Source organism: Phycisphaerales bacterium (assembly GCA_029268515.1).
Taxonomy (GTDB): domain Bacteria; phylum Planctomycetota; class Phycisphaerae; order Phycisphaerales; family SM1A02; genus JAQWNP01.
Genome location: JAQWNP010000008.1, coordinates 73612 through 89923 on the forward strand (window position 1 = coordinate 73612; position 16312 = coordinate 89923).

General features: G+C 50.5%; 13 protein-coding genes. 5 read left to right on the forward strand and 8 right to left on the reverse strand.

Annotated features, from left to right (window positions below; translation table 11 throughout):
* Window positions 1–30: 30 nt before the first annotated feature.
* The 3 genes from rho to P8J86_06285 form a co-directional block, all read right to left on the reverse strand.
* Window positions 31–1161 carry a transcription termination factor Rho gene (rho, locus tag P8J86_06275; GenBank protein MDG2054296.1) on the reverse strand — a complete coding sequence of 377 codons (1131 nt, stop codon included), beginning with the start codon at window positions 1159–1161 and terminating at the stop codon, window positions 31–33.
* A 317-nt stretch (window positions 1162–1478) separates the two neighbouring features.
* Complete coding sequence (locus P8J86_06280; protein ID MDG2054297.1) at window positions 1479–2465, reverse strand: pseudouridine-5'-phosphate glycosidase; 987 nt, start codon at window positions 2463–2465, stop codon at window positions 1479–1481.
* Window positions 2466–2468: 3 nt separating this feature from the next.
* On the reverse strand, window positions 2469–3893 hold the full coding sequence (locus tag P8J86_06285; GenBank protein ID MDG2054298.1) for a DEAD/DEAH box helicase: 1425 nt from the start codon (window positions 3891–3893) through the stop codon (window positions 2469–2471).
* A 270-nt stretch (window positions 3894–4163) separates the two neighbouring features.
* Here P8J86_06285 and alr point away from each other — a divergent pair, with 270 nt between their 5' ends.
* The 3 genes from alr to P8J86_06300 all read left to right on the forward strand — a co-directional run bounded on the left by alr (window position 4164) and on the right by P8J86_06300 (window position 8295).
* Window positions 4164–5450 (forward strand): alanine racemase, encoded by a 1287-nt coding sequence (gene alr / locus P8J86_06290; protein MDG2054299.1) that lies wholly within the window; start codon window positions 4164–4166, stop codon window positions 5448–5450.
* A gap of 313 nt (window positions 5451–5763) precedes the next feature.
* Entirely contained in the window at window positions 5764–6618 is an 855-nt protein-coding gene (locus P8J86_06295) for a menaquinone biosynthesis protein (protein MDG2054300.1), read from the forward strand.
* Window positions 6619–6648: 30 nt separating this feature from the next.
* Complete coding sequence (locus P8J86_06300) at window positions 6649–8295, forward strand: hypothetical protein (protein ID MDG2054301.1); 1647 nt, start codon at window positions 6649–6651, stop codon at window positions 8293–8295.
* A 45-nt stretch (window positions 8296–8340) separates the two neighbouring features.
* Here P8J86_06300 and rpsI read toward each other — a convergent pair whose 3' ends face one another.
* Entirely contained in the window at window positions 8341–8760 is a 420-nt protein-coding gene (rpsI, locus tag P8J86_06305; protein ID MDG2054302.1) for a 30S ribosomal protein S9, read from the reverse strand.
* A gap of 199 nt (window positions 8761–8959) precedes the next feature.
* Window positions 8960–9400 (reverse strand): 50S ribosomal protein L13, encoded by a 441-nt coding sequence (rplM, locus tag P8J86_06310; GenBank protein MDG2054303.1) that lies wholly within the window; start codon window positions 9398–9400, stop codon window positions 8960–8962.
* 187 nt (window positions 9401–9587) lie between these two features.
* On the opposite strand from rplM, the gene P8J86_06315 reads away from it, so the two are divergent.
* Window positions 9588–11156 carry a CPBP family intramembrane metalloprotease gene (locus P8J86_06315; GenBank protein ID MDG2054304.1) on the forward strand — a complete coding sequence of 523 codons (1569 nt, stop codon included), beginning with the start codon at window positions 9588–9590 and terminating at the stop codon, window positions 11154–11156.
* Window positions 11157–11158: 2 nt separating this feature from the next.
* Here the strand turns inward: P8J86_06315 and P8J86_06320 are convergent, their stop codons facing one another.
* Window positions 11159–11950, reverse strand: a complete 792-nt coding sequence (locus P8J86_06320) for a hypothetical protein (protein MDG2054305.1) — start codon at window positions 11948–11950, stop codon at window positions 11159–11161.
* Window positions 11951–12143: 193 nt separating this feature from the next.
* Here P8J86_06320 and P8J86_06325 point away from each other — a divergent pair, with 193 nt between their 5' ends.
* Entirely contained in the window at window positions 12144–13244 is a 1101-nt protein-coding gene (locus P8J86_06325; protein ID MDG2054306.1) for an Mrp/NBP35 family ATP-binding protein, read from the forward strand.
* A 24-nt stretch (window positions 13245–13268) separates the two neighbouring features.
* Here P8J86_06325 and P8J86_06330 read toward each other — a convergent pair whose 3' ends face one another.
* Window positions 13269–14600 (reverse strand): hypothetical protein, encoded by a 1332-nt coding sequence (locus P8J86_06330; GenBank protein MDG2054307.1) that lies wholly within the window; start codon window positions 14598–14600, stop codon window positions 13269–13271.
* 73 nt (window positions 14601–14673) lie between these two features.
* On the reverse strand, window positions 14674–16194 hold the full coding sequence (locus tag P8J86_06335) for a hypothetical protein (protein ID MDG2054308.1): 1521 nt from the start codon (window positions 16192–16194) through the stop codon (window positions 14674–14676).
* Between the last annotated feature and the right edge of the window lie 118 nt (window positions 16195–16312).

The window sequence follows — 16312 nt, forward strand, 5'->3', positions numbered from 1 at the left end:
TCGAACGCCCATCCTGTATTGGATGTTTGCTCAGCCCTTGACCAGGTCAGCATTCTCAGGAAAGCGTTTGAGCGCTGCGAGCAGCTGTTCAATTTGTTGTTCAGGCTTCATGTTCAGAAGTCGGCGGCGAAGAGCTGTCACTGTCTTGAGCTCGTTTTCTGGTGCCAGCAGATGCTCCTTTCTGGTGCCAGAAGCAGCGAGATTAATCGCCGGATAGAGCCGCATCTCTGATATGGAACGATCGAGGATCAGCTCCATGTTGCCAGTGCCTTTGAACTCTTCAAAGATGATTTGGTCGGCACGGGAGCCGGTATCAATGAGGCAGGTGGCAATAATAGTGAGCGATCCGCCTTCTTCGGCATTCCGGGCTGCACCAAAAAGCTGTTTGGGTATCTCCATCGCTTTTGAGTCGAGCCCACCTGACATTGTCTTGCCGCCAGAGCCATACTGACGCGAGTTGTTGAAGGCCCGCCCCAGACGTGTAATTGAGTCCAATAGGACAACCACATCTTTGCCAGCCTCAAGAAGCCGCTTGGCTCGCTCGATGGTGAAAATGCCGAGTTCAAGATGTCTATTCACATCTTCATCATTACTGGAGGCCAGTACTTGAGCTGACACATTTCTCTTGAAATCTGTGACCTCTTCAGGTCGTTCATCGATCAGAAGGGCGATCACATGAACATCTGGATGGTTTTGCTTGATACCCGTGGCAATGTTCTGGAGAAGGATGGTCTTCCCAGCTTTTGGGGGTGCCACAATAAGCCCGCGTGTTCCCAGTCCAATCGGGCAGAACAAATCAATAAGACGGCAAGAGGCTGGGCAGTCGGCGTGCTCAAGATTGAGCCGGGGTTGAGGATCGATTGGCGTCAGCTCTTCAAAAGTCTTGCGTTTGACATATTCTTCTGGTGACAGCCCATCAATTTTTAGGATCTCCTCAACAATACGTCGTGGCCGTGTATTTCGCCGCCCTCGTCGACGTCGAGGTTTACGTGAGATGACGCGAGCCTCAATTTCCTGGGCTTGCCTGAGCATAGACTTACTGCCCAGATCAAGGGGCACAAATGGATCGCCCTGCGTGACGACGAGACCGTTTTCTAACGCTCGAAGACGACCTTCTACTTTGCCAGTCCACTCTAAGATGCCGGTAACTATGTCTGACACATGCCTCTCCGATGAGGACTCAATGCTTCCACTGTGCAATAGGTCAACCTACTTCTGAGGTTGATCCCGGCACACCGGGTTTAAAAACGCACATGGACCATTGGGCCCGGGATGTGAACTGGCCCGCAGGCCTGGGTTCACAGAATCTACCCATCTATGCTTGATTCATAATCCAGTACACCGGCGTTGGATGCCGCTGTTGGGTTTGCCCTGGCAATATGATCAAATGTATTGGGTTTAGGTCTCGGTTTCTACACCGCAAGTTAAAGTAGACCAGCCTGGGCTGGTGGTGTCAAGATTGAATCGCTATGTGCATTTCAGGCAGAAGCAATTCGGCCGGCCAGCTGGGCATTTGCAATGAGTACGCTGATGTTGGCTGTGAGGCTTCGCCCTTGGGTATTTCCATGCAGCTCTGCCAGCAGCGAAGGTGTTCGAGCGGGTCCAGCACCAGAATCAGTGGCAGCCTCAGCCTCCTGGCAGAGTGCCTCTAGGTCACTTGCTGCAAGCCGAGTCGCTTCTGGGGGATCATTGACGACCAGCATGCTTCCTGATCCCGGCACGACCTCACAGTGCAGTCGATAGACGTCCGCTATTTCGTTGACTTGATCCAATCGTTGAGAGACAAAAGCGGCATCAGTGCCGGCAGCGAGGAACCGAGGTAGACGATGTGTTTGATATCCAATAATCGGAACACAGAGCGTTTCGAGTAGTTCGCGAGTCGCCTCAACATCTAATATTGACTTCGGGCCGGCACAAACAACGCAGCCACGAAATTTTGATAATGCGGTCAAGTCTGCTGATACATCGAGTTGCTGTGCCCAGCCACGATGGACGCCGCCAATTCCGCCTGTGGCCATGACATCAATACAACAATCCAATTCTTTTGACGCCATTGCTAAGGCGGCTAGCGTTCCCGAAACAGTGGTGCCGGCAGTCCGCTTCTGTGCGATCGCTGGTGCGAGATCAGTCACCGCCACTTTTCCCGCATCATCATTCTCAGCCAATGCACGGAGTTGGTCATCATTGAGACCGACATGAACCACGCCATCAATGACCGCTGTGATTGCTGGTACGCAGCCACTCTCTACGACGACTTTTTTGATGAGGCCAAGCGTCTGTAAGTGCCCTGGTTCATCTTCGTGCCAAGGAAGCGCTACGCCATCAAGATCATGGGGTGGTTGTGGTAAATGGCAAGGAGTCTTCGGTAGGCCTTTGGTCAATACGGCTGTTTCTAAACCCACAATCCCGCAGCCGTCCTGCACCGCCTGTGTAATCTCAGGGGCAATATTAATCGCACTGCTCATGTCTTAGCGTCGTCCACGGCGTAATTTTCCACCCATTCTTCGTTTCGGCAGAGAGGATGGAACAATACCACCTGGGAACGCACTGACATCTTTTGCATCCTTGGAGGAAGGCAAAGCGGTTGACGCTCGATTGGACTGCTCCCGGGATTCCGCCCGCGCAGAATCCTGTGCTTCCTTTGCTTGACGAATACGATCAGGAATTGGCCCGGGCTTAAAGCCATCACAGCTTAAGGCTGGAATTTCAAGGTTGATTAGTTTCTCAATACTGGTCAGTAGATCACCTTGTTCTGGCGTAACAAAGGACCAGGCGCATCCCTCGCGGTCAATACGTGCTGTTCGACCAATTCGGTGTACATAAACCTCTGTATCTTCAGGCAGGTCGTAGTTGATGACATGGGTAATGCCTCCAACATCAAGCCCTCGAGCAGCAAGATCAGAAGCGATAAGCACTTTGAGCTCACCGGCACGTAACTTCGTCATGACCCGATTACGGTGCCCTTGATTGAGGTTCGCGTGGAGTGCATAAGACTCAATATTTTTTCGCTTGAGGTATTCCACTAAAGAATCGACTGTCTGTTTTGTACGACAGAAGACCAATGTCAGTGCAGGCTCTTCATGTCTCAGTAGGTAGAGAAGTAGTTGGTTTTTGTCCCATCGCTCAACAGAAATATACCTTTGTTGGACTTGCGCTACTGTGAGACTCTTGGCTTCTGTTAAGGCAAGCCGTATTGGGTTTTTTAGGTATTGACGAGAGAGGCGTTCAATTTCGTCAGAAATAGTGGCCGAGACGAGTATGGTCTGATGGCCTTGCCGCATGCCACCCAAGATGCGGCGAATATCTTCTCGAAAACCAATATCGAGCATTCGATCCACCTCATCCAGGACCGCCATCTTGATCCCGTCATAGGGGAGCATGCCACGGCTATTGAGATCCATGACCCGACCAGGCGTGCCAACCACAATCTGTGGCCCCTTACTCAGTTTCTCTTTTTGCACGTTGATTGGCTGGCCACCGTAGACCGCTATGACCTTGACATTTGTAAAACGCGAAAGTTCCTGGATTTCATGGGTGACTTGAATGGCCAGCTCACGGGTGGGAACCAATATGAGTCCAGAACAAGGGCCTTGATCCTGGAGCTGATGGATGGTCGGTAAACCAAAGGCGGCTGTCTTGCCAGTTCCAGTGCGTGATTGCCCCATGACATCCCGGCCACTGATTGCCGCTGGGACCAATTGTGATTGAATATGGGTTGGTTGTTCAAAACCCTGTTTGGCAATTGCCTTGAGAATGCCATCGCAAAGCCCCAGATCCTGAAAAGATTGAGCAGTATCAAACAGCTCTTGTGGAACTGCTTTTTTAGACTGTGTATCGGCTGGTTTGTTACTGGCTTCGATAGGGACTCTCCAGGGTTTGGTTGATGTGGTCATTTGGCTTACAGGCCTCATAACCCAGGTGATCGGGTAGATCGGTTCGGAATCTTATTACAGCAGGGCTATGGGTGGGGCGGACTCGCCCCTATACTGGCCACAGGGCAGGGCCCCTCTGATAACCAGGAATCGTCCTGATGATCTGGTCATGGTAAGCAGGGATCGTTGACGATACAACATATGTGCCCGGCATGGTTGCCTGGCTTAATGCGGCTCATCGCCGCTCCCACCTGACGATGGTCAGGATTGACAGTAGTAGCTGAGGCATGGATGCGCTCAACAAGTGTCATAGAGGTCAACGATACAGCTATTGAGCAGAACTTGGCCGTTGTACGTCAGCTTGTGGGGCCAGACTGCAGGCTCTGTCCAATCGTCAAGGCAGATGCCTATGGGCTTGGGGCGGTGCGGATTGCACGTCGCCTTGTTGCCCGGCAGGCGGATATATTTGCTGTTTATGCACCAGATGAAGCAGCTGAGCTGCTTCAGCATGGTATTGCTGCTGACATTCTGATTTTGATGCCAGTCACAGAAATTGGTCGCCGAGATGTTCTGTACCGAGGTTTGGTTTCCGGTCGTATACATCTCACAGTGCACGATGACATGCACCTCGGATTGTTAGCAGATATTGCAGATCGAAATGGATTGGATCTTTCACTCCATGTCAAGGTTGATTCTGGAATGCGCCGAGGTGGTGCGACGCCAGAAATGGCGGCTGAAATGATTCGACAAATTGATGCCAGTCGTCGCTTGCGGTTGGCTGGTGTCATGACACATTTTGCTGATCCAAGTGGCTGCACGACGAAGACAGACGCTCAGCTTGCGGTACTTGATGAGCTTATTGATCAAACCGCAGATGTTGGAAGTTCAACTTGTCTCGTACATGCAGCAAATTCTTTTGCCACATTTTCGAGTGCTCGCTATCACAAGACAATGGTCCGCATTGGTCTGGCATGGGCGGGCTATGTTGGCGCACGCGATCGCCCTGATCAGCAGCACCCTTTGGCGGCGAATCTAACACCAGCTGTTACTTGGACAAGTAAGATTGTCCAGATCAAGCGCCTTAGCAAAGGTGACATGGTTGGATACGGAGGCACGTGGACAGCGAAGCAAGATGGTTGGATGGGCGTCGTTCCAGTCGGCTACGCTGATGGTTATCCGCCATCGCTTAGTCATCGCGACGATAACTTTGGAGACGGAAGTTCTTACGGCGAAGTCGGTATTCTTAATCCGGATAGAGGCTCTTCACGTCGTCGGTTTGCGCCAGTGATTGGAGCCGTAAGTATGGATCAAATGTGTATCGATTTGACCCACCTTTTTCAGGGGCAGCGTCCGCAAGGACGAGGCTACGAGGCGTTACGCAGTGCTGCTGTTGAACTCATTTCTCCTGATGCGAAACAACCAAATCACGTTCCAACAATCGCATCGCGAGCTGGCATCACGCCTCACGAACTTCTGAGTCGACTTCATCAACGTATTCCTCGCGTTCACTTTTCGGCGGCGGCAAAGTTGCAGACTGAAAAAGAAGTTTGCTCGATGAAACAAGCCGTCGCAGGTTAAGAAACGACCTAAAAACCACAATAATGAGAGCTTGCGGCCGTCTTTCGGTTGAGCTGCCTTTTTTTCAATACTTTTTTTGAATCACTTATTTCGCTCATGTTGCCATTGCGCTATCCCGATACTTTCAGGAGCAGCAGCGATGCCTTTGGTTCGGGAAGCGCTGTAAATCACGAGGGACCGCCCACGGGCCGACCCACTTGGCAGTATTGCTTCTCGAACCAAGGGCATCCAATGGCCCATGTACCAATCACGATGAGGTAACACCTCCTTAACAGTGGCATGCGCACAAGGCTGCGCATAGTATGGGTTGATTATGTCGCCCAATCTAAAAAATAAGCAATGTGGGGTTGACCCAATTCGTATCGGTGTTGTCGAGTTTCTTAACGCGGCACCACTCATCGATGGTCTTTGTAATCTTGAGTCGTTTCAGATTGTATCTGCGGTGCCCAGTTCATTGATCGATCTCTTAGAGACTCATGAAGTGGAGATTGCGATGTGTTCTTCGATCGACTATCAGCGATCGGGTAAAGATTTGGTGATGTTGCCCTGCGGTATTGTTGGTAGTACTGGCCGTACGATGACCGTGCGACTTTTTTCGGCCTGTGATATTAATCAGATTCAAACAGTGGCTTGTGATACACACAGCCATACCTCTGTCGTACTCATGCAGATTCTCATGAAGCGATTGCATGGGATTGATGTGCAGGTTAAGCCGCTGGATGTAAAAAGTGTTGATGGGCAATGGTGGTCAGATTCTGCAGCTCAGTGTGATGCGATCATGCTCATTGGTGATAAAGTTGTTCAGGATGCGCCGCCAAGTGAAAAATTTCCCTTTGAGTTAGACCTTGGACATGCATGGCATGAATTGACTGGGGTGCCGTTTTGTTTCGCTATTTGGTTAGCACATGCTGATATAGAGGTATCGCGACTACGACTTGCAGCAGCAGTTCTGGATCGCCAGCGAAGACGCAACTTTCACCATCTTGAGCAGGTGCTCGTGCCGAGATGTCAAGAAAAACACTGGTCGGTGGAATCGGCTCTTGAATATACGACCGAGATGTTGGATTACACATTTACAGATGAACATAGAAAAGGTTTGAATCTGTTTTATGATGAGGCGTATTCTTTGGGTTTGATTAATCATCGCCGACCACTTATTGAGCTATAAAAGGCATTCAGTCGCCGGCGGGGAGTTGACATGCCGCGCATTGCCCGGTTCACAATTAGTGCTATTGATGCTTTGGTCCGTGACCTCGCCTATACACCAGCATCCCGGCGCCTTGCGCAGATAGAGGCTGCTGAAGCGTTTGTTAGAGAAGTTGATGTCAACCAGATTTACCCCCACGATTTCGTGGTTTGGCGGCTTACGGGGTACCGTCCTGATAGTGATACGGCGCCTGCAATGCACTTGGGCGCAGCGCTTATTACTGATCTGGTCAATTTTATACAAGCAGTCAGTTTCGACATCGACATCGCTCTTGATCATGCAAGCCGTCATGCGCTTACGATCGATCAAGCTGCAGCCAGGATGGGTGTGACTGATCGTACGCTTCGTCGCTATCGAAAGTACGGATTGGTTTGTCACTATATCTGCTTTGAGCATGGTAAAAGACTGGGCATTTTCGAAGATGCGCTTGTTGATTTTTGTGCAGATCGCGAGGAAGGGACGAGGCTCTCGCTGGCGTCTTCTTTTAGTCGCGTGTCAGTTGAAGAAATGCAGGCAATCATCGCGCATGCTCGCACGCTGCTTGGGAGCGAAGGGCTTGTGGTGAGTGAAGTGGTTGCATCGTTGGCTCAAAAATATAATCGTTCCCGTGAGACGATTCGTGCAATGCTACAAAAAACCATCACTGAAAGTGGCCAGCCACTGTTAGAGCAACGCAATCGTTTGAGTGAAAAAATACGCCGACATATCTATCAGTCTTGGTTGCGTGGTACCAGAATTACAGATATTGCGGTGCGTTACCGTCGAAGCGCTCCAGCAATCCATCGCCTCATCAATAGTATGAGAAGAACGGCGTTGGTTCGTTTAGATCTCCAATGGGTCGAGCTGCCTACATTTGACCGTGATGATGCAGAGCAGACCATTCTTCAGGCTCATTTGGTGCGTTGTGATCTTGACGATGTGTTTCACAGTGAAGATGCGTTAGAAATTTTAGATCAAGCTCGTTCTGGGGAAGATCCTACCGATGATCAGGCAATGGCAATGATTGCAGCAATCAACTGGATTAAGAAAAGTGTGTGTGAGGCACTTGATCTTCTGCCTGCCGCAGCTTCCTCGGAGGTACTTGATGAGTTGGAGACAATGTTACTTTGGGTTTCGCTATTGGAACGTCGGTTGACCTGTCTCGCTTTACCCACAGCAATTCGTGGTATTGAGCAGTTTTTAGGTCAGCCAGTTGTTGCTCAATCTGGATCCAGGCTTATCGCATCAATTGAGTTGGCGACACAAGTGATTGTGAATCTCATACATACGATTGACCCGAGTCGTGACCAACGCCTTCACAGAATCGTTGCTCAAGATATTGATCGAAGTCTTGCGCGTGGTGAGCTTAAGGCAGTCTCAGGACGAGCTGCAGTTCGTCACAAACCAGGCACATTGATTATCCCGGGTCTCTTAAGAGGCCTGACACCAGCAAGCCGTTTAGTAGAACCCGATCAGTTCATTCTTAATCAATTAGACATACTGGAACCAAATGACTTTGATCTCATTCAAAGTCGGTGGGGGCTTGGTGGTTTGCCCCCTCAAACCATCGTGATGCTGGCTCGCAGTCGAGGGCTACCATCGCAGCACTTAACCAGACATCTCCAGTCTCTAATCCAAAGATTGTGGGCGCAGGCATAGTTGGCTCTGTTTGAGCTGCTCCTAAAATCTTGTGAAACAGATCGCTTAACGCTTTGAGAACTGGAATCGACGACGAGCACCAGGTTGACCAGGCTTTTTACGTTCCACACGACGTGGGTCACGCGTCAGGAAGCCATTGTCACGGAGGATTGGCTCTAAACGTTCGTCATATCGACGTAGTGCACGGCCAAGACCTAGAACGATCGCACCTGCTTGTCCGGTACAGCCGCCACCAAAGACGTTGACGTGGATATCGACAGAGCCTTTTGTTCCGGTTTTCACCAGTGGATTCAGAAGATCGTTCTGATCACGTTCGCCGTTGAAGTAAGCGTCGTACTTCCGATTGTTAATGATGAATTCACCCTTGCCAGGGCGTAGTCGCACACGTGCTACCGCAGCTTTACGACGACCAGTACCCCACCACCAGTGTTGCCCGGTAGGGAGGGTGTTTGCTGATGTCTTCACAGCAGGCTTTGTTTTTTCAGGTGCAGCGCTAGAAGGCTCTTCAGCTGCTGGTGCGGAGGTCGCCTCTACTGGGGCGTCACTCGGAGTTGATTCAATGTTTTCGTTGGTTTCTGTCATGTCGTTCGTAGACTCGGAAGGAGTCCCTTTCTGGAACGTATGGGATAAAAAACAGAGGCACCCGGACAGTCCGGGAAATGAGTTACTTAGAAGATGCCGTTTCCAGTGCAGAGATGTTTCCATGCGGATGCTCAGTACCTGCATAGACTTTCATCTTTTTATACATCTGACGTCCCAGGCGAGTCTTTGGCAACATGCGTTTAACCGCCTGCTCAATAACACGCTCAGGGTGTTTTTCTAAAACACGGCTGATCGGTATGACCTTAAGTCCGCCGGGATAACCGCTATAGCGCGTGTATGTCTTTTGTGTTCGTTTTCGGCCTGTCAGCGCCACCTTCTCTGCATTGATCACGACGACGAAATCACCGCAGTCCACATGAGGTGTCCATTCTGGGCGATGTTTCCCCATCAGAACAGTAGCGATTCGTGTTGCGAGCCGACCCAGCACCTGATCGTCGGCATCAACAAGATGCCACTGACGGTCGATGTCTCCGGGCTTAGCAAAAGTAGTTTGACGAGGCATGTCATAAGCTCCTGGGGGCAGGCCCGCTCCCGAGGCAAGAAAGCAGAAATCACAACGAATCGAGAGGCCCAACACCCCTTCAATTCACTATGGGTAGCACTGGAGAATAGCGGGGGCAAGATGCGTGTCAAGGCTGCCTTGGGCAGGATATTGGTGCAAATAGGCTGGGCCCGTCTATGATCCTTACATGGAAGACCGGCAGAAGCGTGTAGATTGGCACCAGCAGGACCCCAACAGCCCCCCATGGAAGCCCCTGGGGCCGGATAAGGGGGGCTCACGGCCGCTCCTGGCCTGGCTAGGCGTGCTGATCGCATGGATCATTATTGTAGGGGTGCTGGTACTTAAGGGCAGTTCAGAGTTTTCGCCTGAGCAGGCGACTGCCCAAGAGGCAGAGGCCGTCGAGTCGGCACCGGTTTCTCCCGATCTGGTACTGGATATCAGGAGCCGGGTGGTTACAGAATTGCAGGGGCGCTACTTAGTTGGTGCTGCTGATCTGGTTCCCGGTTTTAAGCCACAGGCACTTGAACAAGCATCTATTGGTCTTAGGCGAGGTTCACTTGGTGAGCGACTTGGCTATGTGACTGTGATAGGAGCGGTCGCCTCAGCCAAAGAGGCAGAGGATGCACTGTCGGCTCTCAAAGAAGAAATGCATAGAGATGGCTATGTACCAACGCCGGAAGAAGCAGATGTCATCAAGATACTCAACCAGGTGTATGGTTCAACAGCTACAGCAATAACACAACAGCAACAGGAAGTGCTTGTCGAACAAATTGGTTGGTTTGGTTCGTTGGCATTAGCAACAGCACCGACGGCTTTGGTTTCAGCTGAACAGCGTGACAAAACGTTTAATAGAGCGAATCGCACAATCTACATTGCTACCGGTGCGGGGATGCTAGCGATGGGCGGTGGAGTATTAGGTGTCATTGGTCTTGTGCTAATCATCATTTTTCTTTGTAAGGGCCAAATACGAACGGGGATGTCGATTGAGGTTCGTCGCACTGCTATTGAAGGAATCTCAGTCGAGACATTTTCTCTGTGGCTGGTTTTCTTCTTTTTTCTTCAGTGGATTGCAGGTGAGATTGGTAAGGCTGTAGAGGCATCAGTCGTGGGCGCACTCTTGCTGGCCGCCGCTGCATTTGCCGTAAGTCTCATTGTGTTGATTGGTTGGCCGCTCTTGCGAGGCATCGGTTGGTCAACAATGTGTCACCAAAGTGGATTCAGAGTGGGGCGTTCATTTTGGACCGAGGTCATGTGGGGCATTGCTGGGTACGTGATGGCATTACCATTGTTGGTTGTTGGTCTGGTACTCACCATTATCCTGATGTCCCTGTCACAGTTGAGTTCGATGGGTACGAGTGATGGCAGTTCGTTTCAGACTGTTGAAGAGCCACTACATCCCATTAACCTGCTCATGATTGGTGCTGATGTATGGACGTATCTCAGTATTCTTCTGGTGGGTTCAGTTTGTGCACCAATTGTCGAAGAGTTCGCTTTTCGCGGCATGTTCTATCGCCATCTTCGAGGTAGTACGAGGCGATGGAACATCTTGCTGAGCATTGCGGTGAGTGCATTGGTAAGTGCTTTTGTCTTCGCAGCCATTCATCCACAGGGATGGGTCACGATTCCGCTACTCATGGCATTGGCTGTGGCATTCGCACTGTTGCGAGAGTGGCGAGGCTCCCTGATAGCGCCGATTATTGCCCATGGACTCAGCAACTTTATCGTCATTACCTTCGGAATCTTGCTGCTGAATTGATGCTAATTTGCTGTGCGGCGATCGCGGCGATCGCGGCGATTCGAAGAACCTGAAGGTTGAGATTCATCTCCATCTTGCTGTGCCTGATGCGCACGCAGGAATCTGATGGCACGTCGTGCACGTTCGTCGAGATCGCTTTCTCTGGATCCCGGCCGGTTTTGACTGTTCATGTTTTGCATGTTCTCAGACATGCCTTCGGACATATTTTGATTCGAAGGAGATTGATCAGAGCGTTGTCTTTTCTGTCTTTGTTGCGTTGCTATTGCCTCAGCAATTTTCTCTCGAAAAATATCTCGTTGAGCATCACTAAGCAGGGCCATTGCTTGTTCCTGATAAGCCTCTGCCTTGGGCGCGTCTTTGCGAGCTTGTTGCAGCGCTTGAAAAATCGCTGGCCTCTCTGGATCGCTCTCATCCATTGCCCGTACTTCATCTGATAGCTTCCGGATCTTCGCACCGTTTTCCGCTTGGAAAACGCGCATCTTAGATTGATAGGCGTTCATCATTTCGCCCAGTTCTTTTCTCTGCGTAGCCGTGAGATCAAGATCTAGCATCTGACCCATCCAGATTCGCAAATTAATAGAAGTACGTTGACTGCGATTTCGTTTGGTATTCGACATCTCCCGCCCATCTGTTCTCGTATCTTCTTCAACTTGAGGGCCACTAAGGAGACTGTCGTTCGTGGACTCACTTGGTTGAGATTCAGGTGCGGTCGCCTGGCCAAATGTAGAAGTAGAGATGAGTAATGTCGTACTCAGGCAAATGGCCAGAGATAATTTTTCGAGTTGGAAATTCATGGCAATCCTCCCAAGCAAGTTAAGAGCAAGGTCCTCTCCTGGATATTGTGTGATTCTACTCAATAGGGGACATGATTCTCTACACAAGACCCAAACGGCTGTTTGGCTTATCATGATCTTTCTGGCACGCTACAAGTGCCTTGTGAGGTAAAATTAGGTTTTCCAAGACCAGAAGGGCAATAGTGATAGATCAATGTCATTGACACAAAAAGATATTCAAGAGGCACTTAAGACCGTTGATGATCCTGAAATCAAAAAGGATCTTGTGACATTGGGAATGGTAAAAAAGGTCCAGGTTGATGGTTCACAGATCAACTTAACGATTCAGCTCACCACACCAGCATGTCCAATGAAAGATAAAATTAAATCTGATATTGAACAAGCGATCGCTAAAGCTGCAAAAAAATCGGGCGAGCCAACTCCAACGGTGGTCATTGAATTTACAGCCGAAGTTGCGAAGGCGAATCAGCAAGCGGGTGATGGTGGAGATCCGCTTCCCAACGTAAAGCATGTGATTGCGGTGGGCGCAGGGAAGGGTGGGGTCGGGAAGTCGACTGTGTCGAGCCTCTTTGCCATTTCACTGGCGCGCAGTGGCGCAAAGGTTGGACTTCTAGATGGTGATATTTATGGTCCGTCGATGCCAACCATGTTGGGACTTGATGGTCTTCCGCCTGCTGCTGAAGGGCAGCAGCTCATTCCGTTTGATGTTCATGGAATTAAAGCAATCACCATTGGCAAGTTAGTTCCGCCAGACAAGGCTCTTATTTGGCGTGGGCCGATGGCCCATGGTGCTTTTAGACAGTTGGCATTGCAGACTGATTGGGGCGAATTGGACTACCTCATCATCGATCTGCCTCCTGGTACTGGCGATGTCCCTCTGACCTTGGCTCAACTTATTCCGCTGACCGGTGCAGTCGTGGTCTGCACACCTCAGAAAGTAGCTCAGGATGATGCAAGGCGTGCGGTACGCATGTTCCAGCAACTTGGAGTCACCGTCTTGGGCATGGTTGAGAATATGAGTTACTTCGTTGGTGACGACGGAAAGGAATATGACCTCTTCGGGCGCGGTGGCACAGAGTCGCTGGCGGCTTCACTTAATATTCCGTTGCTCGGCACATTGCCAATTCATAGCAAATTACGCGAGAATTGTGATTCTGGAACACCATTGGCAAATTGGGATGACAGTCCCACGATGGGGCAACAAGTTGACGATATGGCGCAGGATTTAGCCGGCCGCATATCGGTCATGACTCATACCGGTGCATTACAGCAACCAACAATCTCCGTGACCTAGTTTATTTTGCGCAGCCAGGTTTCTTTACGAAATTTCTGAAGCCGGTTCTGCTCGAGACATCCAACCAATTGCCGTAAAGAATCGAACGCTCATCCAACTTGCTAGCCATGCACCAGCCATTGAGGTCGTCGCATTAAACAGGAAGAGGCCTGTTTCACCTCGAGCGAGCCCAAGTATTTGTGAGAGACCCGCGCCCATTGTGACAACCACAATGGGATTGAGTGCGTTGGTACGCGTGAGTTCGTCGCACCAACGGAAGATTAATCCAATTGCGATCCCATAAAACCAAACAGCGATCCATGGATTGTCATGGGCAATATGGCCAATGATGCCAGGCCCCAAGCTGTAATTTGCCCCAACCTTCTGAAACTGGCCTTGCTCGACCATGATGCGCCCAACCGAGTTTGGCTTGTCTTCCCAATAGATGCGAGGTATCGGTTGCGTTACGTAGTAGGTGAGCGTGTGTAAGTGATAGTAGGGGTAGTTCTCTGGATAGTTTTCGATCAGCCAAAGCGAGTTGCCGCCAGCGAGCTGTCCCGAGAGTAGGTCCATGACAGAATACTTGAGGTCATCAATACTCACTTGGCTCATGGCAGTGAGTGTTTGGGTGATGGTGCGTTCTCTTTCATTTCCAGCCCGCGCAGCAGTAAATGCGGTGGAGAACAACATGATCGGAAAACCGATGAGTGCCACGCGCATCAGCAAGCGTTGTAAGCCGAGGTGCCGCCACGCTGACCAATAGGCCGCAAAACCAAAGGCGAGAAAAATGGTCAGTAATTCTCGGCGGCCAAAGCTCTCTAGGAGCAGGATCAACAGCGTCAGGCACACGACAGCGAAACCAGAAATGGCCACCGGTACATTGAATGGTCGTGGTGCCCAGGCCCAGCCAACCAGTCCGCAAGCAGCAGCAAACACACCGACGGCAAGTTGTGCAGTCAGCACGCCAACGACTGGAATCTGTCCAATGACGAGTCGAAGAAAAACACCAAAGGCACAGAAAGCCAGTGCCAGAAGAATCAGCACAAGCGGCGAGATATTGATGTTCTGAATCTGCTTTTGGCCGAGGCGTTTTGCCACCCAACCGATTTTGTATGAGAGAAAGAAACACACTAAGAAAAACGTTGAGAGGAAAGCGAAGACCACTCCGGAATAAACCGGGTATTGAATATAAAGTTGGTCGTACTCTTCAAAGAGAAGGCTTGTTGAAGCGCTACTCAGTTGAAATATGATGTAACCAGCAAGAAAGATATTTCGCAGTGAGGCGAGTTCGACAGTGCCCCGCGCAGCCTGTGCCAATATGATCCAGATGATCACAATCGAGCAGAGCACAAGGTATATCGCGATTAGGCTAACCATCAGGTTCTTATCAACAAGTGTTTCGTAGCAAGGATGCCTGCTCCCACAGGCTGGATGCGGAATGATATGCCGCTCAGGGGCTGCTATCGGTCCCTTGGGCCGGTGGAGTTGAGGCTGGCCGTGGTTGTTTTGTTTGGGGTTCTTTCAACCACGATTCAGCCGCGCGAAGTGTCTGGACGGGCCGGGCTGCTTCTACAAAAATAACTGGTATGTAGCCAAGCTGAGCAATTCGAGCGATCTCCTGCCTCATTAATGAGAGTGGTAGCTCCGTTTCAGCATTCGCATTGAGACGATTAAAGAGCATCCCCGCCCATATTTCATGACCGGGCAAGAGCAAGTCTGCCAGCGCATGAGATTGCGTGATTTGTCGCCGACGATGCTCTGGGAGCGAATTAGCGGCGTATGTATTAATCCAAGTTGGTGCAAGGGTATGCATCATGTCGACCGAGCAGCCTTCTGTTACAAAAGTCACTGACTTCTGTCTTTGCTGCATACGCAAAAGCCAATCGTAAGACTCCCAGGCGGGCATATGCCTATGACTAAATGCATCGAGCCCCATAATGGTGGCGCCCGCACTTGCGGCGCGGTCAAGTTCATCAAACGCCGCTTGTACTTGAATAGGGGCGTTGAGATCGAGTGATGTGACGTCTGGTGCATTCCAATCTGCCTGGTACTCCAGACTATGACCCCACCACAGCCCCCAGCCTTCATTCGGGGGGACCTGGATGCTGGCCAGCTGAGCAACAGCGTCATTCATCGCTTTGGAATTGACATCGTCGTCAACCCATCTCGAGGTGATCTGAAAAGGGAAGTTGTAATTTGTCGCCGCATTGGCCCCGGTTGGAGCCCAGAGTACGACTCGTGTCCAGGATCGTAGAAGTCGTTCAACGCTTCGGGCAAGTGGACCATAGCCAACGAGATCAGGTCGATGTTCGCGCGGCACTATAAATCCAGAGGGATTGTCAGTAGTGATTCGGCTGGTGAGCGCAAGATGTTCACCTCGAACGGGACGAGCATCTCTTTTGTAGCGAACGCCGCCGTAGGTACTCTGGAAGTAGTCTTGGTATGGCGCCAGAGTCTCAATATAAGCCGCACGGTCATTTGTGGTTCGTACAGAAATGGCATAGGTACGTTTGCTGCCAGGCGCCATGGTGCCCGGATAAATCATTTCGGGGGTGCCTCTCGGGCGATCGCTGTTGTTAAAAGAAAAACGAAACAACCACTCATTCTTCTGATCAGTTGTTTCAATAGAACACGCAACATCATGCTTGTACTCCAGTATTGGAAATAAAAGCGCACATCCGATTGTGTCACGTTCATTTGAGGCAACTATGACGGGGCTATAGAGCCATCTTGGGTATACAGATGATGCTGCAATAGTGTTTTGAACCCATTTTGATTTTTGCTCACCGCCATCAATTGTAAAATCCATCCAATCAAGCTCTGGTCCAGTTGTAAATGGACCAATATCGATTGATGGTATTGGTTGGTTCTCTTTCGTTTGATTCTGCAAGGTCCATTCAACATCAAAGCCGCCTTTGACGAGCTTGAATTCCTTTGAAATAGTCAGCTTTGAGTTGAGAGACGGATCCATATGCGCTTTTGGTGAGCCTCCACCTTGTTGTGAGTGGGCAGCCGTCGTAATGAGAAAAAAAACAACCCAACCCAAACGAAACCAACGCCTTTGTTCCGGTTGTCTTGATCGCCCTTGA

Coding starts and splice junctions, on each gene's coding strand:
- P8J86_06280 (MDG2054297.1), bottom strand. CDS start 2,465: ATGAGCAGTGCGATTAATATTGCCCCTGAGATTACACAGGCGGTGCAG.
- P8J86_06285 (MDG2054298.1), bottom strand. CDS start 3,893: ATGACCACATCAACCAAACCCTGGAGAGTCCCTATCGAAGCCAGTAAC.
- alr (MDG2054299.1), top strand. CDS start 4,164: ATGCGCTCAACAAGTGTCATAGAGGTCAACGATACAGCTATTGAGCAG.
- P8J86_06295 (MDG2054300.1), top strand. CDS start 5,764: ATGTCGCCCAATCTAAAAAATAAGCAATGTGGGGTTGACCCAATTCGT.
- P8J86_06300 (MDG2054301.1), top strand. CDS start 6,649: ATGCCGCGCATTGCCCGGTTCACAATTAGTGCTATTGATGCTTTGGTC.
- rplM (MDG2054303.1), bottom strand. CDS start 9,400: ATGCCTCGTCAAACTACTTTTGCTAAGCCCGGAGACATCGACCGTCAG.
- P8J86_06315 (MDG2054304.1), top strand. CDS start 9,588: ATGGAAGACCGGCAGAAGCGTGTAGATTGGCACCAGCAGGACCCCAAC.
- P8J86_06320 (MDG2054305.1), bottom strand. CDS start 11,950: ATGAATTTCCAACTCGAAAAATTATCTCTGGCCATTTGCCTGAGTACG.
- P8J86_06325 (MDG2054306.1), top strand. CDS start 12,144: ATGTCATTGACACAAAAAGATATTCAAGAGGCACTTAAGACCGTTGAT.
- P8J86_06330 (MDG2054307.1), bottom strand. CDS start 14,600: ATGGTTAGCCTAATCGCGATATACCTTGTGCTCTGCTCGATTGTGATC.
- P8J86_06335 (MDG2054308.1), bottom strand. CDS start 16,194: ATGGATCCGTCTCTCAACTCAAAGCTGACTATTTCAAAGGAATTCAAG.